Origin of the sequence: Stutzerimonas nitrititolerans (assembly GCF_003696285.1) — a bacterium.
GTDB lineage: Bacteria > Pseudomonadota > Gammaproteobacteria > Pseudomonadales > Pseudomonadaceae > Stutzerimonas > Stutzerimonas nitrititolerans.
In genome coordinates this window covers 22,174-42,721 of sequence record NZ_RFFL01000001.1, presented here as the reverse complement: position 1 = coordinate 42,721, position 20,548 = coordinate 22,174, and the positions used below count along the sequence as shown (strand labels likewise).

Annotated in this window: 19 protein-coding genes; 13 read left to right on the top strand and 6 right to left on the bottom strand. The window is 66.3% G+C overall.

Annotated elements, in window-relative coordinates; all coding sequences use genetic code 11:
* The first annotated feature begins 41 nt into the window (after positions 1-41).
* Both EA795_RS00185 and EA795_RS00180 read left to right on the top strand, forming a co-directional pair.
* Complete coding sequence (locus EA795_RS00185; protein WP_181076088.1) at positions 42-1,298, top strand: MFS transporter; 1,257 nt, start codon at positions 42-44, stop codon at positions 1,296-1,298.
* Positions 1,299-1,435: 137 nt separating this feature from the next.
* Positions 1,436-1,822 carry a hypothetical protein gene (locus EA795_RS00180; protein WP_122074919.1) on the top strand — a complete coding sequence of 129 codons (387 nt, stop codon included), beginning with the start codon at positions 1,436-1,438 and terminating at the stop codon, positions 1,820-1,822.
* 116 nt (positions 1,823-1,938) lie between these two features.
* Here the strand turns inward: EA795_RS00180 and hemP are convergent, their stop codons facing one another.
* The 5 genes from hemP to EA795_RS00155 form a co-directional block, all read right to left on the bottom strand.
* Positions 1,939-2,133: a hemin uptake protein HemP gene (hemP, locus tag EA795_RS00175; protein WP_122074917.1), complete on the bottom strand. Its 195-nt coding sequence runs from the start codon at positions 2,131-2,133 to the stop codon at positions 1,939-1,941.
* Between the two features lie 14 nt (positions 2,134-2,147).
* Positions 2,148-2,456 (bottom strand): DUF2149 domain-containing protein, encoded by a 309-nt coding sequence (locus EA795_RS00170; RefSeq protein WP_202947594.1) that lies wholly within the window; start codon positions 2,454-2,456, stop codon positions 2,148-2,150.
* Between the two features lie 5 nt (positions 2,457-2,461).
* The gene (locus EA795_RS00165; RefSeq protein ID WP_122074915.1) at positions 2,462-2,995 is read right to left on the bottom strand and encodes a MotA/TolQ/ExbB proton channel family protein; all 534 of its coding nucleotides are present in this window, start codon (positions 2,993-2,995) and stop codon (positions 2,462-2,464) included.
* Positions 2,996-3,136: 141 nt separating this feature from the next.
* Positions 3,137-7,096, bottom strand: a complete 3,960-nt coding sequence (gene cobN, locus EA795_RS00160) for a cobaltochelatase subunit CobN (protein ID WP_122074913.1) — start codon at positions 7,094-7,096, stop codon at positions 3,137-3,139.
* Positions 7,096-8,991 carry a TonB-dependent receptor plug domain-containing protein gene (locus tag EA795_RS00155; protein WP_122074911.1) on the bottom strand — a complete coding sequence of 632 codons (1,896 nt, stop codon included), beginning with the start codon at positions 8,989-8,991 and terminating at the stop codon, positions 7,096-7,098. Before EA795_RS00155 ends, cobN begins: the two co-directional genes overlap by 1 nt.
* 325 nt (positions 8,992-9,316) lie before the next feature.
* On the opposite strand from EA795_RS00155, the gene EA795_RS00150 reads away from it, so the two are divergent.
* The 7 genes from EA795_RS00150 (at position 9,317) to EA795_RS00120 (ending at position 15,029) form a co-directional block, all read left to right on the top strand.
* Positions 9,317-9,955, top strand: a complete 639-nt coding sequence (locus tag EA795_RS00150; RefSeq protein WP_014854644.1) for a peroxiredoxin — start codon at positions 9,317-9,319, stop codon at positions 9,953-9,955.
* Positions 9,956-9,976: 21 nt separating this feature from the next.
* Positions 9,977-10,570, top strand: coding sequence for an NADPH-dependent FMN reductase (ssuE, locus tag EA795_RS00145; RefSeq protein ID WP_014854645.1), 594 nt, complete (start codon positions 9,977-9,979; stop codon positions 10,568-10,570).
* Positions 10,571-10,736: 166 nt separating this feature from the next.
* Positions 10,737-11,720: a sulfonate ABC transporter substrate-binding protein gene (locus tag EA795_RS00140; protein ID WP_014854646.1), complete on the top strand. Its 984-nt coding sequence runs from the start codon at positions 10,737-10,739 to the stop codon at positions 11,718-11,720.
* 84 nt (positions 11,721-11,804) lie between these two features.
* Positions 11,805-12,953 (top strand): FMNH2-dependent alkanesulfonate monooxygenase, encoded by a 1,149-nt coding sequence (ssuD, locus tag EA795_RS00135; protein ID WP_014854647.1) that lies wholly within the window; start codon positions 11,805-11,807, stop codon positions 12,951-12,953.
* Between the two features lie 249 nt (positions 12,954-13,202).
* Positions 13,203-13,994, top strand: a complete 792-nt coding sequence (gene ssuC / locus EA795_RS00130) for an aliphatic sulfonate ABC transporter permease SsuC (RefSeq protein WP_122074909.1) — start codon at positions 13,203-13,205, stop codon at positions 13,992-13,994.
* Positions 13,991-14,791 (top strand): aliphatic sulfonates ABC transporter ATP-binding protein, encoded by an 801-nt coding sequence (gene ssuB, locus EA795_RS00125; RefSeq protein WP_014854649.1) that lies wholly within the window; start codon positions 13,991-13,993, stop codon positions 14,789-14,791. Before ssuC ends, ssuB begins: the two co-directional genes overlap by 4 nt.
* 22 nt (positions 14,792-14,813) lie before the next feature.
* Positions 14,814-15,029 carry a TOBE domain-containing protein gene (locus EA795_RS00120; RefSeq protein ID WP_014854650.1) on the top strand — a complete coding sequence of 72 codons (216 nt, stop codon included), beginning with the start codon at positions 14,814-14,816 and terminating at the stop codon, positions 15,027-15,029.
* Between the two features lie 104 nt (positions 15,030-15,133).
* Here the strand turns inward: EA795_RS00120 and EA795_RS00115 are convergent, their stop codons facing one another.
* Complete coding sequence (locus tag EA795_RS00115; protein WP_014854651.1) at positions 15,134-16,045, bottom strand: LysR family transcriptional regulator; 912 nt, start codon at positions 16,043-16,045, stop codon at positions 15,134-15,136.
* A 142-nt stretch (positions 16,046-16,187) separates the two neighbouring features.
* On the opposite strand from EA795_RS00115, the gene EA795_RS00110 reads away from it, so the two are divergent.
* The 4 genes from EA795_RS00110 to EA795_RS00095 all read left to right on the top strand — a co-directional run bounded on the left by EA795_RS00110 (position 16,188) and on the right by EA795_RS00095 (position 20,534).
* Positions 16,188-16,886 (top strand): CoA transferase subunit A, encoded by a 699-nt coding sequence (locus tag EA795_RS00110; protein WP_014854652.1) that lies wholly within the window; start codon positions 16,188-16,190, stop codon positions 16,884-16,886.
* 47 nt (positions 16,887-16,933) lie between these two features.
* Positions 16,934-17,602 carry a CoA transferase subunit B gene (locus tag EA795_RS00105; RefSeq protein ID WP_014854653.1) on the top strand — a complete coding sequence of 223 codons (669 nt, stop codon included), beginning with the start codon at positions 16,934-16,936 and terminating at the stop codon, positions 17,600-17,602.
* 5 nt (positions 17,603-17,607) lie between these two features.
* Complete coding sequence (locus EA795_RS00100) at positions 17,608-18,786, top strand: acetyl-CoA C-acetyltransferase (protein ID WP_014854654.1); 1,179 nt, start codon at positions 17,608-17,610, stop codon at positions 18,784-18,786.
* Positions 18,787-19,190: 404 nt separating this feature from the next.
* A complete protein-coding gene (locus EA795_RS00095; RefSeq protein WP_122074907.1) occupies positions 19,191-20,534 on the top strand; it encodes a short-chain fatty acid transporter in 1,344 nt (447 codons plus the stop codon).
* Positions 20,535-20,548 lie beyond the last annotated feature (14 nt).

The following is a 20,548-nucleotide window of genomic DNA, read 5'->3' as shown; positions in this document are numbered from 1 at the left end:
CCCGGCGCCGATATGTGGCGCCTCTTGCCTGGATGTCTGCCGTGTCCCTTTCCGATGCTTCCGCCGTACCCGCTTCCGTCTACCGCCAGCCCGGTTTCCTGCCGTTCCTGATCAGCCGGGTGCTGGCCATGTTCGCCGTACAGATTCTTGCCGTGGTGGTGGCCTGGCAGGTGTACGACATGACCCGCGACCCGCTGTCGCTGGCCTACGTGGGCCTCGCGCAGTTCATTCCCATGTTCTTGCTGCTGATGCCGGCGGGCGACCTGATCGACCGTTACGACCGCAAGCGCATCCTCATGCTCAGCTGGGCGCTGGAAGCGCTCTGTGCGGCGGCCTTGCTGTGGCTGTCGCTAAGCGGCGGCGCGGTCACTGGCTTCTACATCGTGCTGGTGTTCTACGGCTGCGCCCGGGCGTTCACCGGGCCGGCGCTGTCCAGCCTGCTGCCGCAGATCGTGCCGCGCGAGAAACTGGCGGCGGCGATTGCCGCCAACAGCATGATCGTGCGCGGCTCGACCATCGCCGGGCCGGTATTCGGCGGCGGCCTGTACGCGCTGGGCGGTGGCGGGCTGACCTATGCGGCCTGCCTGCTGTTCTTCGTCGCGGGCATCGTGCTGCTGCGCTGGGTGCCGGTGCTCTATGCGGAGAAGATGCAGGCGCTGGAGGCGACAGCCTGGCAGCGCTTCACCGCCGGAATCCGCTTCATCCGCTCGCGTCCGATCATCCTCGGCACCATTTCGCTGGACCTGTTCGCCGTGCTGCTCGGCGGCGTGGTGGCGCTGCTGCCGATCTACGCCCAGGAGGTGCTGGAAGTCGGCCCCACCGGCCTCGGCGCGCTGCGCAGCGCCATGGCCCTGGGCGAAGTGACCGTGGGCTTCTACCTGAGCACCCGGCCGTTCAACCGCCACGTGGGCATGGTCATGTTCATCGCGGTGGCGATCTTCGGCCTGGCCAATCTGGTGTTCGCCCTGTCCAGCCTGTTCTGGCTGTCCTTCGCCGCGTTGCTGGTCGCCGGTGGCGCCGACATGGTGAGCATGTACATCCGCTCCTCGCTGATCCAGTTCAGCACGCCGGACGCCATGCGCGGGCGGGTCAACGCGGTGAACATGCTGTTCATCGGCTCCTCCAACGAGCTCGGCGAATTCCGCGCCGGTACCAGCGCCGCCTGGTTCGGCGCGGTGCCGGCGGCGCTGCTGGGCTGCTTCTGCACCCTCGCGGTGACGGGCGGCTGGATGCTCGGCTTCAAGAGCCTGCGCCAGGTCGACCGTTTCGAGGACGCGGCGCCGGGCAGCAGGGGCTGAGCCGCTGTCTCGTCTCGTTACGGCTGTTCGCTCGCAAAGTCCGGGCCTTTCAGTACCATGCAGCGCAGCCATGCACCGCTGACCCTCGAGGTTCGCCGGCCGCACCATTCAAAGAAGGGAAACGAGGAGATTGACCCATGTATGAGTTGTTCAATCACGGCCACCAGGGCCTGGCCATGCTGTCCCTGCTGCTGACGCTCGGCTGGGCGGCCGTTGTGCTGTTCGCGCCGCGCCCCAGCGCTGGCCTGGGAGGGGTGCAACGGCTGCTCTACATCGGCGCGATGGCCGTGACGGGGCTGGCGGGGGTCAGCGGGCTGGTGCTGGTCGCGCTGGCGGTGGGCGCATGGCTGGCGCTGCTGTTTCCCTGGCTGGGTCTGGTGGCCGTCGCCGGCCATGGTTTCGCCGGCGTGCGCAGCCGCAAGGCGTTGGTGGCAGGCAACAAGGCAACGGCAGTGGTGGCGGTGGTGGTGCAGATCCTGCTGCTGGTCGCCGCCTATGGGCTGATGACAGTCAAACCGTTCTGAGCCCATTGCTCATGGGGCGGCTGGGCTCGCCGTAGGGTCGAACTTGTTCGACCACTGGGGGCAAGTGGCCGAATGAATTCGGCCCTACCGAGTTCGCACAGGTCCATGCCCACACGTCATTTGGTCAGGATCAGCTTGTTCTGCCGGGTCAGGTGCAGCACGTATTCGCAGCCGTCATGCAGGATGACCAGCTCGCGAGCGCCCTCGAGCAGCTGTTCGCTGGGCATGGCCCGGCGCGGCGCAGCGGCGCTATCGCTGCGTCCGCTTCCTTCGGCCTCCGGCACCGGCCCGTATCCTTGTTGCAGCTCCATGGTCGCGATTCCTCTCATTCCGGCACGTACACCATCGAACCATCCTTGAGCCGATAGGCCACGCCGGCCTTGGCGCCTTCGCCCTGGCCGATGTCGCCGGTCGAGGTGTAGTGCTCCATGGTCTTGCCCTCCTTGACGAAGATTTCCATGTTCGGCTTGCCGGCGTTCTTGATCACCGTGACGTCCTCGTCGCTGGCGAACGGGTTGACCGGGTTGTTGGCCACCGCGATCAGCAGCGCAGCGATGATCACCAGGAACACGTCGATCAGGTTGACCACCGAGAGGATCGGGTCGTCGGCATCGGCCTCTTCCAGCAGGCGCAGGCTCATCAGACAGTCTCCACGGTCAACTCGTGGGCAATGCTGGCCGCCGTGCTGTTGCCGTTGCGCTGTTCATGCTCGATCTGCACCAGTTCCTCGGCGTACCAGCGGCGACGCACGTTGACCACCCAGTAGGTCAGCGAGGCGGCCAGCAGCGAGAGAATCACCGCCGAGAAGGCCACGGTGAGGTTGTCGCTGACCTGGTCGAGCTGGCCGCTGGACAGGCCCTTGAGCGCCGGCCCCATGGGAATCATGGTGGCCACCAGGCCGAGCATGGGCGTGACGCGAGTGACGATGCGCGGCACCTCCAGGCGCTTGAAGGCCAGGGTTTCCAGCTCCACCGCGCTCATGCCCGGCGCCTGGCGCCAGCTGTGCAGCAGGTCGAAGCCGCGCGCATCGCCCTGGCGACGCTGGCGCGACTGCCAGAGAAAACCGCCGACCGCGTAGAAGGCATAGAGAAACATCAGGATCACCGCCAGCAGCACCGGCAGCATGAACAGTTGGCTGGCGCTGTAGAGCGCCGATTCGACGAGGTATTGCATGGGGTCTCCTTGGTCGTTGAGCATCTGCGGCCGGCTGGATGTCATCCCCCCTCTCCCTTGACGGGAGAGGGGCCGGGGGAGAGGGTGAAAGGCTCATGTCTCCCCCTCTCCCTAACCCTCTCCCGCGAGGGGAGAGGGGATTCATGTGCCCGGGCGAGGGTTATGTGAACGGCGTCGGGCCTGTTGGCTGATACCGGCCAGCAGCGCCAGCGCGATCAGCAGCAGCGCCACCAGTGGCAACCAGTCGAAGGGTTGCGGCCGGGCCTGCTGCTTTTCCAGTTTCTGACCCTGCACCTGCTGCATCGGCGCATCGCTCGCCTCGTTCTGGGCTTCGGCGGCGTCGCTGACGGGTGCGGCCAGGCCGAAACCGCTGGCCGCCTGTTCGACGTATTCGCTGAATTTGGCATTGTCGCTGGCCACGTCATGCCGCTCGGCCAGGTCCTGCCAGCGCTGCGCCAGTTGCTGCAGGGTCTGGGCGTCGGTGTCCCAGTATTCCTTGCGCGCGGCTTCCAGCAGGCGCTCGATCAGCTGTGCCTGAGCCTGCGGGTGGTGGCGCTCGAACCATTGGTTGATGTCCAGTTCGAGCTTGTCATCGACGTAGACGGCCTTGAACTCGTCCCACTGGTCGCTGCGCACGGTCTCCGGCGCGGTGACCTGCCAGCCCCAGAGGTTGTTGGCGGTGCCCAGCACTTCCAGCGCGCCGCTGTAGCCTTCGGCCTGGATCGATTTAATCCAGCCGGGGTGGAAGTAGCGGGCACGCAGGTCGCGGGCGAGAAAGCCCGCGGCGGTTTCGCTGCGCGGGTTGTCGGCGTCGCGCAGGTTGCTGATGTACAGCTCCGGCGACTGGCCATCCAGATGGCGCACCGCCAGGCCCAGGCCGCCCAGGTACTGGAAGGGATCGTCGGTGGTGAGCATGCCGTAGAGGTTGGAGGAGCGCGACAGCACGGCGCCCTGCACGCCGCGCAACTGCTCGGCGTAGAGGTTCACCGTGGCTTTCTCGCCCCAGCGCTGGCTGTCCGGGCCGTAGGCGAACTGCATCCGATCCAGGTACAGCTCGGCCAGTTTTTCCTCGCCGGCGGCGCGGTCCTGGCCACCGTCGGCGGCTTCGCCGAAGCTGTCGCTGGCCAGCGTGGCGTCTTCCAGGCCGGTGCTGTAGGCGCCGGATTCGGAGGAGAAGATCCGCGTGCGCGCCGCCAGCGAGGCTTCTGCGGCGGGCAAGCCGCGTTGCAGCAGCGCCTGCTCGATGCGCCGGCTGTTGGCGGCAATGACGTTGTCCGGTTCGTCCAGCGTGCTGGCCTGGTCGGCGGCCTGGGCCAGCCAGTGCATCACGTTGGGAAACTGGTCGCGGTAGAGGCCGGTGGCAGAGATCACCGCGTCGATGCGCGGACGACCCAGCTCGGCAACGGGAATCGCCTCGATGCCGATCACCCGTCCGGCGGCGTCCCACTGCGGCGTGAAGCCCATCACCGCCAGCACCTGGGCTTCGAGCATGCCGAAGTGGCGCATGGTTTCCACCGACCAGAGGGTGAAGGCCAGCTTGCTCGGGTAATCGCCGTGGCCCTCGCGGTGCTGCTCGATCAGCCGCTCGGCGGCGAGCTTGCCGGCTTCCCAGGCTTCGCGGGTGGGAATGCGCGAGGGATCGAAGCCGTACAGGTTGCGCCCGGTGGGCAGGCTCTCGGGATTCTTGATCGGATCGCCACCATAGGAACTGGGCACATGGCGGCCCTGCAACGCGGCAAAGTAGCCATCCAGCTCGCTGTCGTTGCCCAGCTTCTGCCAATGGTCGCGGCCGCGCTCCAGCAACTCGCCGATGGCCGCATCGCCCGTCCAGGGCTGGTTCTGCCGGATATGGCTGTCGAGCAGCGACCACACCGGGGTGGCGCGGATTTCTTCATAGTCCACCAGCAGCAGTTCCTCCGGGTCCTCCGGCGCCAGCGCGGCCAGCAGCGGCTTGCCGAGCATCTGCTGCACGGTGAGCAGGCGCAGGTCGCTGTCCGCCGGCACGCCGAAGCGGGCCAGGCCCAGCGGCTGCTGTTCCAGCGCCAGGTCGTGCAGTTGCACGTGCAGGGACTCGACGAAGGCGCTGAAGTCGCTGTCGATGGCTGCCGTGTCGATGGCCATGTCCTTGTCGATCTTCAGTTCCGTGGTCAGTTCGCGGATGCGCGCGGCGGTGGCGCTGCGCACCTCGCCCTCGGTCATGCTCAGCCACTGGTGCAGCAGATCGTGCAGTTCGTTGAGCGGGCCATGCAGCCCCGCCGGGCCGAACGAGGGCGTGTTGTGGCTGATGGTCACCGCGCGGCCACGGCGCTTGGTTTGCAGTGCTTCGCCGATGTTATCCACGATATAGGGGTAGATCACCGGCAGATCGCCGAGCACCAGGTAGGGCGCCTCCAGCACGTCCAGGCCGCGCTCCTTGCCCGGCTGCCATTCGGCCGTGCCATGGGTGCCGAAATGCACCAGCGCATCGGCGCCGAAGCCTTCGCGCAGCCACAGGTAGGCCGCCAGGTAGCTATGCGATGGCGGCACCTTGGTGTCGTGGTAGAGCGCCTTTTCGCGGTCGCCGGAGCGCTCGCCACGCGCCGGTTGCGGCATGATGACCTGCTTGCCCAGCTGCAGGCGCGGAATGGCGAAAGCACCGGCCTCGGCCAGGTACAGCCCGGCCTGTTGCGGTTCGCCCCAGCGCTCGAGAATCGGCTGGCGCACGTTATCGGGCAGGCCGTCGAACCAGGCCTGGTAGCTTTCCAGCGGCAGGCGCGCGGCGCGGTCGTTGGCCAGCAGTTCCTCAAGCTTGCCGTCGCGGTAGAAGGGCGCCAGCAGGCCGCTCAGTTCCTCGATCAGCCGCTGCTCGTCGATCTGCTCCACGTCGTAGCCGCGTTCGGCGTAGCCGCCGAGCAGGCGCTCCAGGCTGCGCGGCACGTTGAGGAAGGAGGCACCGAGGTTCTTTTCGCCGGGCGGGTAGTTGTAGAACTGGATGACCGTCTTCACTTCCTCGTGGGGCAGCCGTTGCAGGCGCGCCAGGCGCAGGGCCTTGCCGACCACCGCCTGCAGCTGGCGGTCGATGGAGACGATGTCGCCGTCGACCTTGCGCGTGGCGGCTGCGAACAGCGGGTCGATCAGCCCGGCGAATTCCGGCTGCGCCAGGTAGAAGGGAATGTCCTGCGGATCGAGGCCCTTGGGATCGGCCTCCCAGTCCGCCTGCTCGCCGCCCCGGTAGGGCATGGCCTGCAGCACCGGGATGCCGAGCTGCTCGAACTCGGCCTTGCGCCCGGCGCCGTTGAGCATGATCTGCATGTTGATCAGCACGTCGGCGCGCGGCTGGCCGGCACTGCTCAGCAGCGTGGTGATCTCGCCGTTGCCCATCGCCGTGGTGTACAGCGGCACGGCGACGGCACCGGCGGCCTCGATGCGCCGCAGCGTATCGTCGACGAAGCCGGTCAGCCCCGAGTCCATATAGGCCTTGTGGAACAGCACACCGATCAGCGGCACTTCGCGGCGCAACTCGACGCCCTTCCAGGCGAGGAAATCGTCCAGACTGGTGAAGATTCGCCCGTTGGCCTGGGGATGATAGATGCCGGCCTGCGGATGGATATCCGGCGCGGGGCAGGCTGCGCCGTCTTCACCGGCGAACTGCGCCTGGAGGCGACAGAAGAAGCCGTCGAAGTTGGCCACGCCGCCGTTGCTGTAATACAGATCCAGATCGGCGATCAACGCATCGGGCACCTGCCGGCCACGGCTGCCGTCGCGGCGCAGCCACAGCCAGGGCGCCTGCACGGCATCGAGCAGCGGCCCCAGGCTCATCTGCACGGTGCCCAGCGCGGCGCCATAGGGCGCGTCGATTACCAGCATATCCTGGGCGTTCAGTTCGGCCATGCTCGGGATGCCGCTGGCGCCATCGAGCATGCGGTAGTCGAGGGCGAAACCGGCGGCGCTGGCCAGCGGTTTCAGACGCTCGAACTTGCCCGCCTGCACCGGCGCGGCAGCGATGAACAGCAGGCGCTTCGGCGGCTCGGTCTGCGCCTGGATGCGCATCGACAGGCTCATCGCCAGCAGACCGCAGGCGAGCAGCATCAGCGTTTTGCCAAGCAGGGCGAGTTCACGCATCAGAAACTGGCCTCCACCGCCAGCCAGCCGGTACGGCCCTGTTCGACGTAGCCGAACAGTTCGGATTTGTCTTCCAGGCGCAAGTCGCCGATGTTCTGCACGCCGCCGCGCAACATGAGGTTTTCCTGCAGCCGGTAGCCGAGGCTGGCATTGATCAGGTTGTAGCCCGGCGCGCGTTCCTGGCCGGTCGCGCCTTCCAGGTACTGCTTGCCGATGTATTCCCATTGCAGCAAGGCATTCCACTTGCCGGTATTCCATTCCAGCGCTGGCGTGGCGGTGAATTCGGGACGCCCGTTGAGCCTGGCGTCGGTTTTGGCGTCGCGCGCATCCATCCAGTTCAGCGTGGCATTGATCGTCAGTCCGTAGCCCAGCGCCCTGCTCGCGGAGAGCTCCAGCCCCTCGATACGGGCCTCCTCGATATTGTCGTACTGGTAGACGGTGCGCGGCGGGATGCCCGGCTCCATGCGCAAGCGCCGGTAATAGATCAGGTCGTCGATCTCGTTGCGGTAGAGGTTGGCGGTGTAGACGCTGTGCTCGTCGTGCCAGTCCACGCCCAGCTCGAAGGAACGGCTGGTTTCCGGCTGGATATCGGCGTTGCCGAGGAAGGTATGCGGCCCTTCGGCGCCGACGTAGTTGGGCGAGATCTGCTTCAGGGTCGGCGCGCGGAAGGCCTCGCCGTAGCCGGCCTTGAAGGTCAGCTCCGGCGTGGCGCGCCAGACCAGCCAGGCGCGCGGACTGGTTTCGCGGCCGAAGATCTCGTGATCGTCCAGGCGCGCGCCGAGGGTCAGCGCCCAGTCCTGGCCCAAGGCGATTTCGTCCTGGATGAACACCGCCTGATGCACCACCGAATCGGAGCCGCCGATCAGGCCGGCGTTCTCCAGGCGTTCGTCACGATGCTCGCCACCGACCGTCAGGGCATGGCTGTCGCCGAGATGGAAGTTCAGGCTGGTGTCCCAGACGTCGTCGCGCAGCGACTGCGGGCGGGTCGGCGCCAGATTCTGGGTGCGCTTGTTGGTGACATCGAACTCCGAGCGGGTGAAACGCAGCTGCGACTGCAACGCGCCCCAGTCGGCGTTCCAGGCCAGCGAATCCTGGCGTCGATCCAGCTCGTAGGTGTCCAGATAATAGGGTCGCGCGTAGTAGGCGTACTGCTGTTCGCGGTCGCGGGTTTCGTCGCTGCGCAGCATGTCCAGCTTCAGCGTCTGGCCCTGAATCGGGCTGTAGCTCAGCCCGAGGCTGCCGGTTTGGCGGTCCTGGCCTTCCACTTCGGACACGCGCGAGTCCTGCTCCCAGGGCGTCGATTCGCGGCGCACTTCCTCGACGCTCAGCGCCAGGTTCAGGCCTTCGGCCAACGGCCCGGATGCCCGTGCGGCCAGGCGGTGACCATTGCCGGTATCGCCGTCGCCCACTTCGCCGCGCAGGGTCACGCCGCCATGCCATTCGGGCTGCGCCTGGCGCGTGATGATATTGATCACCCCGCCGATGGCTTCCGAACCGTACAGTGCCGACATCGGCCCGCGCACCACCTCGATGCGCTCGATCTGCTCGATGCCGACCCAGCCGTACTGGTAGTCGGAGTGGCCGATGGTGTCGTCGGTGGAGGAAATGCGCCGGCCATCGATCAGCACCAGGGTGTGGCGGTCCTCGGCGCCGCGAATGCTGAGGGTCTTGCGCCCGCCGACCTGTCGCCCATTGAGGCTGATGCCGGGCGTGCCGCGCAGCGCTTCGAGCAGGTTGGTGGCGCCGCGCGCCTTGATCTGCTCGGCGGTGATGACGGTCATCGCCGCCGGGGCATCGGCCAGGGACTGCGAGCTACGGGTGGCAGTGACCACCATCGGGTTGAGTTCGGTCGTGCCAGCGGCCAGCGCCGCCGGAGAAACCATGATGCATGCCATTGCCAGCGCGTGCCTGCGCATGTTCACCCCCAGGAAAGAATGAGACTGGCTGGCTCGGGCATCGCACCCTGGCTGGCTGAAAAGTCGTTGGATTGGTCAGGCGAAGGATACTAATGAGAATGATTAACAAATGCAATTTGTGATCATCGCGGACAGAATGCCTTACCAATGTGCTGCCGCCATACCCCTGCTCGACTTTGACGATGATCAAGGTTTGACGCCCTTTATATTCGCCAGAGTTATAAATTAATTGTTATTTATTCTTTTTAATTTAGATCGTTTCTGAACATAGTGATCGCCGACAACCCTCTCAAGGAGCACCACCATGAGCATCCGTCTCGGCGACATCGCCCCCGACTTCGAACAGGATTCCAACGAAGGCCGCATCCGTTTCCACGAATGGCTCGGCGATAGCTGGGGCGTGCTGTTCTCGCATCCCGCCGACTTCACCCCTGTGTGCACCACGGAGCTGGGCTTCACCGCCAAGCTCAAGGACCAGTTCGCCCAGCGCAACGTCAAGGCCATCGCCCTGTCGGTGGACCCGGTGGATTCGCACATCAAGTGGATCGACGACATCAACGAGACGCAGAGCACCGCGGTGAATTTCCCGATCCTGGCCGATGCCGACCGCAAGGTGTCCGAGCTGTACGACCTGATCCACCCCAATGCCAACGACACCCTGACCGTGCGCTCGCTGTTCGTCATCGACCCGAACAAGAAGGTGCGCCTGACCATCACCTACCCGGCGAGCACCGGGCGCAACTTCAACGAGATCCTGCGGGTGATCGATTCGCTGCAGCTGACCGACGAGCACAAGGTCGCCACCCCGGCCAACTGGCAGGTCGGCGACGAGGTGGTGATCGTGCCGTCGCTCAAGGACGAGGAAGAAATCCAGCGGCGCTTCCCCAAGGGCTACCGTGCGGTGAAGCCGTACCTGCGCCTGACGCCGCAGCCCAACCGTTGAGCGAGCAGAAGGATAGCGCCCATGTTGGTCGTCTCTCTCGCCGGTAGTCCCAGCCAGCGCTCGCGCTCCGGCGTTCTGCTGGATATCGCCGGCGACTGGTTGCAGCGGCGCGGTGTCGAGCTGGTGCGCTACGGCGTGCGTGACTTCGATGCCCAGGACCTGCTGCACGGCCGTTTCGACAGCCCGCTGGTGCAGCGCTTCATTGAGCATGTCGAAGCGGCCGATGGGCTGCTCATCGCCACGCCGGTGTACAAGGCGTCCTTCGCCGGGGCGCTGAAGACGCTGCTGGACCTGCTGCCCGAGCGCGCCCTGGCGCACAAGGTGGTGTTGCCGATGGCTTCGGGTGGCAGCGTGGCGCACATGCTGGCGGTGGATTATGCGCTCAAGCCGGTGCTGACCGCGCTCAAGGCGCAGGAAATGCTGCACGGCGTGTACGCCGTCGATGCGCAGATCGGTTATGCCGAAGCCGGACGCCCGGCCAGCCTGGCGCCCGAGCTGCAGGAGCGCCTGGAGGAATCGCTGCAGCAGCTGTCTGCGGCACTGGCGCGCCGGCAGCCGCCGCACGATCCGCAATTGCTGCACGAACGTTTGACCAGCGCACGCTGGAGCATTTAAAGCAGCGGCAAGCTTCAAGCCACAAGCTGCAAGTTAAAAGCTGAAGCCCGGCGGGGGCCTTTACTTGCCGCTTGAAGCTTGTAGCTTGCCGCTAAAAAAAGCCTTACTCGCCCGCCAACGGGCAAGCAGGCCGTAATTCCAAATCCAGACTGCAAAGGAGAGTGCCATGCGCACCCACACCTTGCGTCGAGGACTGGTCGCCCTGTTTGCCGCGGCCATTTCCTTCGGCGCCATCACCCAGGTACATGCTCAATCGAAGCAGGACAATGTTCTGCGGATCGGCTATCAGAAATACGGCACGCTGGTGCTGCTCAAGGCCCGCGGCACGCTGGAGACACGCCTGGCCGATCAGGGCTTCGAGGTACGCTGGACCGAATTCCCCGGCGGCCCGCAGCTACTGGAAGGGCTCAACGTCGGCTCCATCGACTTCGGCGTCACCGGCGAGACACCACCGGTGTTCGCTCAGGCCGCCGGCGCCGACCTGCTCTACGTGGCGCATGAGCCGCCGGCACCTTCCGGCGAGGCGATCCTGCTGCCGAAGGATTCGCCGATCCGCTCGCTGGCCGAGCTCAAGGGCAAGAAGATCGCGCTGAACAAGGGATCCAACGTGCATTACCTGCTGGTGCGCGCGCTGGAATCGGCCGGGCTGGAGTACAGCGATATCCAGCCGGTCTACCTGCCGCCGGCCGATGCGCGCGCCGCGTTCGAGCGCGGCAGCGTCGATGCCTGGGTGATCTGGGACCCCTTCCAGGCCGCCGCCGAAGAGCAGCTGCAGGCCCGTACCCTGCGCGACGGCCAGGGCCTGGTCAGCAATCACCAGTTCTACCTGGCGGCACGGCCCTTCGCCGAAAACCACCCGCGGGTGATCACCACCCTCATCGACGAGATCCGCGATATCGGCACCTGGGTCGAAGCCAACCCGGACGAGGCCACGGCCCAGGTGGCACCGCTGCTGGGCCTGTCCAGCGCGATCACCCGCAAGGCGGTGATTCGCCAGGGCTACGGCGCCAGGCCGATCACCCCGGCGGTGGTGCGCGCCCAGCAGGACATCGCCGACACCTTCACCGCGCTCAGGCTGATTCCGAAGAAGCTCGCCATCGGTGACGTGATCTGGACGCCGCCCAAGACCATCGCCCAGCACCCCGAATAACCCGTACCCCGAGTAAGCGACAGCGACTTCCCCGGCGCGGCGGACACCCGTCTGCCGCGCTGCACCGCACACGGAGCATTTTTCATGAGTCTGAATATCTTCTGGTTCCTGCCCACCCACGGCGACGGCAAATACCTGGGCACCGCCGAAGGCGCCCGCGCCGTCGACCACGGCTACCTCACGCAGATCGCCCAGGCCGCCGACCGCCTCGGTTTCGGCGGCGTGCTGATCCCCACCGGCCGTTCCTGCGAGGACTCCTGGCTGGTGGCCGCCTCGCTGATCCCGCTGACGCAGCAACTGAAATTCCTCGTCGCCCTGCGTCCGGGCATCATCTCGCCCACCGTGGCGGCGCGCCAGGCGGCGACGCTGGACCGGCTGTCCAACGGTCGCGCGCTGTTCAACCTGGTCACCGGCGGCGACCCGGACGAACTGGCAGCCGACGGCCTCAATCTGAGCCATGCCGAACGCTACGAAGCCGCCGTCGAATTCACCCGCATCTGGCGCCGGGTGCTGGAGGGCGAGACGGTGGATTACGCCGGCAAGCACATCCAGGTCAAGGGCGCCAAACTGCTCTACCCGCCAGTGCAGCAGCCGCGCCCGCCGCTGTATTTCGGCGGCTCGTCGGAAGCCGCCCATGAGCTGGCCGCCGAACAGGTGGAGCTGTACCTGACTTGGGGTGAGCCGCTGGAAGCCGTGGCCGAGAAGATCGCCGACGTGCGCACCCGCGCTGCCAGGCAGGGCCGCACAGTGCGCTTCGGCATCCGTCTGCATGTGATCGTGCGCGAAACCAACGAAGAAGCCTGGGCCGCCGCCGACCGCCTGATCAGCCACCTGGACGACGACACCATCGCCAAGGCCCAGGCTTCGCTGGCGCGCTTCGACTCGGTCGGCCAGCAGCGCATGGCGGCGCTGCATGGCGGACGCCGCGACAAGCTCGTCGTCGCCCCCAACCTCTGGGCCGGGGTCGGTCTGGTGCGCGGCGGCGCCGGCACCGCTCTGGTCGGCGACGGCCCGACGGTGGCGGCGCGGGTCAGGGAATACGCCGATCTCGGCATCGATACTTTCGTCTTCTCCGGCTACCCGCACCTGGAAGAGAGCTATCGCGTCGCCGAGCTGCTGTTCCCGCACCTGGACGTCGCCCAGCCGCAACACCCGGAAAGCCGCGGCTACGTCAGCCCGTTCGGCGAAATGATCTCCAGCGACATCCTGCCGAAGGCGGCCGCCGCCGGCTGACGCTCCACGTGGAACATCCGGCCAGACGTAGGGTGAATGGCCGAAGCCATCCACGCGGAGAAGCGCGGGGACTAACACGGAGTCGATGCCCAGTACGCGTGGAAAATCGCTGCGCGAGTTTTCCACCCTACGGACTGGAAGGGTTGCGCAGGGAGCGCACGAGGCCGCAGGGATGTGGCCACTTATCGAGGAAGGCAGGCACCAATCGGTGCCCTGTCCGGTAGACCAAACGATGATTCGAGGTAGGGCATGAACATCACGATCAAACACCTCGCCCTGCGCCTGGCGCCCTGGGCCTTGCCCGTGGCGCTGCTGCTGGCCTGGCAGGGGGCGGTGGTCTTCGGGCTGCTGTCCACGCGCATCATGCCGGCGCCGAGTGCGGTACTCGGTGCCGGCTGGGAGCTGCTGCGCAGCGGCGAGATTTGGACGCACCTGGCCATCAGCGGCTGGCGCGCCGGCATCGGCTTCGCCATCGGCGGCGGCCTTGGCCTGCTGCTGGGCTTTATCACCGGCCTGTCGAAATGGGGCGAACGCCTGCTCGACAGCTCGGTGCAGATGATCCGCAACGTGCCGCACCTGGCGCTGATCCCGCTGGTGATCCTCTGGTTCGGCATCGACGAGAGCGCGAAGATCTTCCTGGTCGCCCTCGGCACGCTGTTTCCGATCTACCTGAACACCTATCACGGCATCCGCAACGTCGACCCGGCGCTGGTGGAGATGGCGCGCAGCTACGGGCTGTCCGGCTTCGCCCTGTTCCGCCAGGTGATCCTGCCCGGCGCGCTGCCGTCGATCCTGGTCGGCGTGCGTTTCGCCCTGGGCTTTATGTGGCTGACGCTGATCGTCGCTGAAACCATTTCCGCCAGCTCCGGCATCGGCTACCTGGCGATGAACGCCCGCGAGTTCCTGCAGACCGACGTGGTGGTGCTGGCAATCCTGCTCTACGCGGTACTCGGCAAGCTGGCCGACGTCGCCGCCCGTGGGCTGGAACGTGCCTGGCTGCGCTGGCACCCGGCCTACCAGGTCAAGGGAGGTGCACAATGACCGCGCTGCACAGCATTCGCCAGGGCATTCCTCTGGCCATCGAAGGCATCGGCAAGGCCTTCGGCGAACGCGAGGTGCTTCAGGGCATCGACCTGCAGATTCCGGCCGGCCAGTTCGTCGCCGTGGTCGGCCGCAGCGGTTGCGGCAAGAGCACCCTGCTGCGCCTGCTGGCCGGGCTGGACCAGCCGAGCCGGGGCGCCATCGACAGCGCCGGCGAGCGCCTGGCGGACAACCGCGACGAGGTGCGGCTGATGTTCCAGGACGCGCGCCTGCTGCCCTGGAAGCGGGTGATCGACAACGTCGGCCTGGGCCTGGTCGGCGACTGGCGGCCACGGGCCGATCAGGCGCTGGCCGAGGTCGGCCTGGCCGAACGCGCCAACGAGTGGCCGGCGGCCTTGTCCGGCGGGCAGAAACAGCGCGTGGCGCTGGCCCGCGCACTGATCCACCAGCCGCGCCTGTTGCTGCTGGACGAACCCTTGGGGGCGCTGGATGCGCTGACCCGCATCGAGATGCAGCAACTGATCGAGCGGCTCTGGCTGCAGCATGGCTTCAGCGTGCTGCTGGTCACCCACGATGTCAGCGAAGCGGTGGCGGTGGCCGACCGGGTGATCCTCATCGAGGACGGCGCCATCGGCCTCGACCTCGCCGTGGACCTGCCGCGCCCACGCAACCGCGGCTCGGCCACATTGGCCGCGCTGGAAGCCCGGGTACTCGACCGCGTGCTGCAACGCCCGCCGCTCGCCGAACGTCCCGAACCCGTCAACCCCTTGCCCACGCAGTTGCGCTGGGCGCTTTAAGCAAGCTCATCAGGAGAATGCCATGACCATCAAGGCCATCAACGTCCGCAACCAGTTCAAGGGCACCATCAAGGAAATCGTCCTCGGCGACGTGCTGTCGGAGATCGACGTGCAGACCGCCGCCGGCATCGTCACTTCGGTGATCACCACCCGCTCGGTGCGCGAGCTGGAGCTGGATGTCGGCAGCGAGGTGATCGCCTTCGTGAAATCCACGGAGGTATCCATCGCCAAGCTCTGAGCAAGCAGACCGGGCTCCGTCACGAGCGAGCCGCCTGTAGGGCCGGACTTGTCCGGCCTCTGTCGACCGGCCGAATGAATTCGGCCCTACGGTATGAAGGCAGTTCAGGACGGGCGCAGCAGTTGCAGGTCCGGCCAGTCGGTCATGCTCACCAGCACATCGGCCAGGCCCTGGGCGGCGCTGGACAGTGAATGATCGGTCAGGCGCAGCAGGCCGATGCGGCGTTCCACCTGGGGCCCGTGAAAGGGCACGCAACGGGCGCCGAGCTCCTGCATCTGGCGGATGCACAGCGACGGCACCGCGCTGACGCCCAGGCCGTTGGCCACCAGGCGGCCGACGGTCGCCAGCTGATGGGTCTCGAACCCCACCACCAGCTTGCGCCGCCGGGCCGCCAGGCTGTGCTCCAGCAGCAGGCGCACGGCGGAGGGCCGTTGCAGGGTGATGAAGGTCTGGGCGAGCAACTCGTCCCAGTCGAGCCGTTCGCGCTGCGCCAGGGGTGAATCGGCCGGCACCACGGCAACGAAACGATCGGTGTAGAAAGGGATGAACTCCAGCCCGTCCAGCGCCTCCGGCTCGAAGGCGATGCCCATTTCCACCTGCCGGCTGCGCACCATTTCCAGCACCCGCTCGTTGATCAGGTCATGCACCGCGACGTTGATCTTCGGGTATCGACCGCGAAACACCTTGAGCGCGTCGGGCAGCAGATTGCCGGCGAACGACGGCATGGCGGCGATGCTCACGGTGCCGCGCTGCAAGGTGAAATGCTGACGCAGCAGATCCTCGGCATTGTCCCAGTCGGTCAACAGGCGCCGGGCGATGGGCAGCAGGACTTCGCCTTCGGGCGTCAGGCGTACGCTGCGGGTGCTGCGGATCAGCAACTGGCCGCCCATGGATTCCTCGAGGCTCTTGATCGCCAGGCTCAGCGCCGGCTGCGACAGATGCAGGCGTTCACAGGCCTGGGCAAAGCTCAGGGTCTGGGCGACAGCGAGGAAGGCGCGCAGCTGTTTGACAGTCATTAATTTGTTTCGCAAATCAATAGATCACAAAAACAAACTTAACAAATGAATCAGAGAGGTGGAAGCTGGCTCGATATTCAGGTAGAGGCAGCCGGTAGAGACAACCGGTATCGAAACAGAACAAGAAAGAGGAACAAGCACCATGGCGGGACTCGACAAACGCGTCAGTACCTATGAAGAGGCCCTGGCAGGGCTCACGGACGGCATGACCGTGCTGGCCGGCGGCTTTGGCCTGTGTGGCATCCCGGAAAACCTCATCGCGGAAATCCGCCGGCGCGGCGTCAAGGACCTGACCGTGGTTTCCAACAACTGCGGCGTGGATGGCTTCGGCCTCGGCGTGCTGCTGGAAGATCGCCAGATCCGCAAGATGATCGCCTCGTACGTCGGCGAGAACGCCCTGTTCGAGCAACAGCTGCTCAACGGTGAGCTGGAAGTCGAACTCACCCCCCAAGGCACCCTGGCGGAGAAGATGCGCGCCGGCGGTGCGGGCATTCCGGCCTTCTACACCGCGACCGGTTACGGCACGCCGGTCGCCGAAGGCAAGGAAGTGCGTGAAATCGACGGACGTCATTACATCCTCGAGCACGCCATCCGCGGCGACTTCGCCATCGTCAAAGGCTGGAAGGCCGATCATTTCGGCAACGTGATGTACCGCCACACCGCGCAGAACTTCAACCCGCTGGCCGCCACCGCCGGCAAGATCACCGTGGTCGAAGTAGAGGAAATCGTCGAGCCCGGCGAGCTGGAGCCCAGCCAGATCCACACGCCGGGCATCTATGTCGATCGCATCATCCAGGGCAGCTTCGAGAAGCGCATCGAGAAGCGCACGTTGCGCGACTGATCCCCCTCACGATTACACGAAGCCCGACTACAAGAAGAGAGCTCCCCATGGCACTTACTCGCGAACAGATGGCGCAGCGCGTGGCGCGCGAATTGAAAGACGGTTACTACGTCAACCTCGGCATCGGCATTCCCACCCTGGTGGCCAACTACGTGCCGGCCGGCATGGACGTGATGCTGCAGTCGGAGAACGGTCTGCTCGGCATGGGCGCCTTCCCCACCGAGGCCGAGCTGGATGCGGACATGATCAACGCCGGCAAGCAGACGGTCACCGCCCTGCCCGGCGCGGCCATCTTCGACTCGGCCCAATCCTTCGCCATGATCCGCGGCGGCCACGTCGACCTGACCGTGCTCGGCGCCTTCGAAGTGGACGTGCAAGGCAACATCGCCTCCTGGATGATCCCCGGCAAGCTGGTCAAGGGCATGGGCGGCGCGATGGACCTGGTGGCCGGTGCCGAGAACATCATCGTCACCATGACCCACGCCTCCAAGAACGGCGAATCCAAGTTGCTGGACCGCTGCTCGCTGCCGCTGACTGGCGCCGGTTGCATCCGCAAGGTGCTCACTGACCTCGCCTACCTGGAAATCGAAGACGGCGCCTTCGTCCTGCGCGAGCGCGCGCCGGGGGTGAGCGTCGAGGAAATCATCGAGAAAACCGCCGGGCGCCTGATCGTGCCCGAGCATGTCCCGGAAATGACCTTCGACCGAGCGGAGTAACCACCATGCAAGACGTCGTCATCGTTGCCGCCACGCGCACCGCGATTGGCAGTTTCCAGGGCGCGCTGGCCAATGTGCCCGCCGTCGACCTCGGCGCCGCCGTGATCCAGCGCCTGCTGGAGCAGACCGGCGTGCCGGGCGAACAGGTCGATGAGGTGATCCTCGGCCACGTGCTCACCGCCGGCGCCGGGCAGAACACCGCGCGCCAGGCGGCGGTCAAGGCCGGCCTGCCCCACGGCGTGTCCTCCATGACCCTGAACAAGGTCTGCGGCTCGGGCCTCAAGGCCGTGCAATTGGCGGCCCAGGCGATCCGCTGCGGCGACGCCGAGGTGGTGATCGCCGGCGGCATGGAGAACATGAGCCTGGCGCCCTACGTCATGCCCGGCGCCCGCACCGGCTTGCGCATGGGTCATGGCAAGATCGTCGACACCATGATCCAGGATGGCCTGTGGGACGCCTTCAACGACTACCACATGGGCATCACCGCCGAGAATCTGGTGGAGAAGTACAACCTGTCCCGCGAGGAGCAGGACGCCTTCGCCGCCGCCTCGCAGCAGAAGGCCGCAGCGGCCATCGAAACCGGGCGTTTCGCCGACGAGATCACTCCGATCCTGATTCCCCAGCGCAAGGGCGAGCCCCTGGCCTTCGCCGTCGACGAGCAACCGCGCGCCGGCACCACCGCCGAGGCGCTGGCCAAGCTCAAGCCGGCGTTCAAGAAGGACGGCAGCGTCACCGCGGGCAACGCCTCCAGCCTCAACGACGGCGCCGCCGCAGTGCTGCTGATGAGCGCGGAAAAGGCCCAGGCCCTCGGCCTGCCGGTGCTGGCACGCATCGCCGGTTACGCCAGTGCCGGCGTCGACCCGGCGATCATGGGCATCGGCCCGGTGGACGCCACCCGCCGCACGCTGGCCAAGGCCGGCTGGGATATCCAGCAGCTCGACCTGATCGAGGCCAACGAAGCCTTCGCCGCCCAGTCGCTGTCGGTCGGCAAGGAACTGAACTGGGACGCCGCCAAGGTCAACGTCAACGGCGGCGCCATCGCCCTCGGCCATCCGATCGGCGCCTCCGGCTGCCGGATCCTGGTCACCCTGCTGCACGAAATGATCCGCCGTGATGCCCACAAGGGGCTGGCCACGCTGTGCATCGGCGGCGGTCAGGGTGTGGCGCTGGCCGTCGAACGCTGATCCACAAAGGAGACTGAAACCAGCCCGGTCCCGCGACCGGGCTGCGGCACCAAGCTGCCGCACACGGGCGTCGCTAGGGTCTGTTGCCATTTCGTGCGCGGCCGCGCCGGCGCCTGTTTTTACGCGAGGCAAGGCATGAGGAGCGAAGTTTGGTCATTCCAAATGAACGACGAATAACGCCGCATCGCGTAAAAACAGGCCCGGCCCGAAGGGTTGCGCGGGAAATGGCGCCAGCTGTCGTTGTAGGACTTGGCAAGGGAATGCCATTACCTGCGTCCTACGCCTAACCTGGCGCCATTTCTCGCAGCAACGCGGCTCGCGACGAAACGGCAACAGACCCTAGGCCCGATCGAAAAGCGCCTGTCCACAAACATAAGAAACAGACATAAGAAGAGGCATCATTCATGTTCAACACTCTCACAGGCTGGAGCGTGAGTCTGGTACAACGCTACCTGCCCTCACCCTTCGTGTTTTCCGCATTGCTCACCCTCGCCGTGCTGATTGCAGGCATGCTCTCCACCGGCCAGTCGCTGCCCGGCATGGTGCAGCACTGGAGCGGGGGCTTCTGGACCCTGCTCGGCTTCGCCATGCAGATGTCGCTGATCTTCGTCACCGGCCATGCCCTGGCCAGCGCGCCGATGGTCAACCGTCAACTCGACCGCCTGGCCGGCATGGCCCGCACACCCGGACAGGCCATCATCATGGTCACTCTGGTGGCGCTGGTCGGCTGCTGGGTCAACTGGGGCTTCGGCCTGGTGATCGGCGCCGTATTCGCTCGCGCCCTGGCCCGCCAGGTGCAGGGGGTCGATTACCCGCTGCTGGTGGCTTCGGCCTATTCCGGCTTCCTGGTCTGGCACGGCGGCCTGGCGGGTTCTGTCCCGCTGTCGCTGGCCAGCGGAGGTCCCGACCTGGCGCGCATGACGGCCGGCGTACTCACCGAGCCCGTCGGCATCACCGAAACCCTGTTCACCCCGCTGAACCTGACCATCGTCGCCCTGCTGGTCATCGGCCTGCCGCTGCTCAACCGCGCCATGCACCCGCGCCAGAACGCCAAGGTGGCCGACCCGGCCAAGCTGGTGGAGTCGCGCGCCGAACAGCCGCTGCGGGAAACCCCGGCGCAGCGCCTGGACGACAGCCGCATCCTCGGCCTGGCACTGGTGGCCATGGCGGCCATCTACCTGTTCAACCACTTCAGCAGCAAGGGCTTCGTGCTCGGCCTGGACGTGGTGATCGCCATCTTCCTGTTCTGCGGCCTGCTGCTGCACGGAACGCCCGAACGCTACATGCGCGCGGTTGATGAGAGCGTGCGCGGCATCGGCGGCATCGTCCTGCTGTTCCCCTTCTATGCGGGGATCATGGGCATGATGATGGGTGCCAACGCAGAAGGCGTCTCCCTCGGTCGGCAGATCACCGAGGCGTTCATCTCCTGGTCGTCGGCCGACACCTTCCCGCTGCTGGCCTTCCTCAGCGCCGGTGTGGTCAACGTCTTCGTGCCCTCCGGCGGCGGCCAGTGGGCGGTGCAGGGTCCGATCATGCTGCCGGCCGCCCAGGCGCTCGGCGTCTCCCCCACCGTCACCGCCATGGCCATCGCCTGGGGCGACGCCTGGACCAACATGATCCAGCCATTCTGGGCGCTGCCGCTGCTCGGCATCGTCGGCCTCGGCGCCCGCGACATCATGGGTTACTGCCTGATGATGCTGCTGTACTCGGGCGTGGTGATCTGCGGCGCGTTCTACTTCATGACCTGACCAGGCCAATCGGC

Excerpts from the sequence above, each read along its gene's own strand:
- hemP (WP_122074917.1), bottom strand. The coding sequence starts at position 2,133 with ATGGAGCTGCAACAAGGATACGGGCCGGTGCCGGAGGCCGAAGGAAGC.
- ssuD (WP_014854647.1), top strand. The coding sequence starts at position 11,805 with ATGAGTCTGAATATCTTCTGGTTCCTGCCCACCCACGGCGACGGCAAA.
- EA795_RS00100 (WP_014854654.1), top strand. The coding sequence starts at position 17,608 with ATGCAAGACGTCGTCATCGTTGCCGCCACGCGCACCGCGATTGGCAGT.
- EA795_RS00150 (WP_014854644.1), top strand. The coding sequence starts at position 9,317 with ATGAGCATCCGTCTCGGCGACATCGCCCCCGACTTCGAACAGGATTCC.
- EA795_RS00180 (WP_122074919.1), top strand. The coding sequence starts at position 1,436 with ATGTATGAGTTGTTCAATCACGGCCACCAGGGCCTGGCCATGCTGTCC.
- ssuE (WP_014854645.1), top strand. The coding sequence starts at position 9,977 with ATGTTGGTCGTCTCTCTCGCCGGTAGTCCCAGCCAGCGCTCGCGCTCC.
- EA795_RS00105 (WP_014854653.1), top strand. The coding sequence starts at position 16,934 with ATGGCACTTACTCGCGAACAGATGGCGCAGCGCGTGGCGCGCGAATTG.
- ssuC (WP_122074909.1), top strand. The coding sequence starts at position 13,203 with ATGAACATCACGATCAAACACCTCGCCCTGCGCCTGGCGCCCTGGGCC.
- ssuB (WP_014854649.1), top strand. The coding sequence starts at position 13,991 with ATGACCGCGCTGCACAGCATTCGCCAGGGCATTCCTCTGGCCATCGAA.
- EA795_RS00095 (WP_122074907.1), top strand. The coding sequence starts at position 19,191 with ATGTTCAACACTCTCACAGGCTGGAGCGTGAGTCTGGTACAACGCTAC.
- cobN (WP_122074913.1), bottom strand. The coding sequence starts at position 7,096 with ATGCGTGAACTCGCCCTGCTTGGCAAAACGCTGATGCTGCTCGCCTGC.
- EA795_RS00140 (WP_014854646.1), top strand. The coding sequence starts at position 10,737 with ATGCGCACCCACACCTTGCGTCGAGGACTGGTCGCCCTGTTTGCCGCG.
- EA795_RS00155 (WP_122074911.1), bottom strand. The coding sequence starts at position 8,991 with ATGGCATGCATCATGGTTTCTCCGGCGGCGCTGGCCGCTGGCACGACC.
- EA795_RS00120 (WP_014854650.1), top strand. The coding sequence starts at position 14,814 with ATGACCATCAAGGCCATCAACGTCCGCAACCAGTTCAAGGGCACCATC.
- EA795_RS00110 (WP_014854652.1), top strand. The coding sequence starts at position 16,188 with ATGGCGGGACTCGACAAACGCGTCAGTACCTATGAAGAGGCCCTGGCA.
- EA795_RS00115 (WP_014854651.1), bottom strand. The coding sequence starts at position 16,045 with ATGACTGTCAAACAGCTGCGCGCCTTCCTCGCTGTCGCCCAGACCCTG.
- EA795_RS00165 (WP_122074915.1), bottom strand. The coding sequence starts at position 2,995 with ATGCAATACCTCGTCGAATCGGCGCTCTACAGCGCCAGCCAACTGTTC.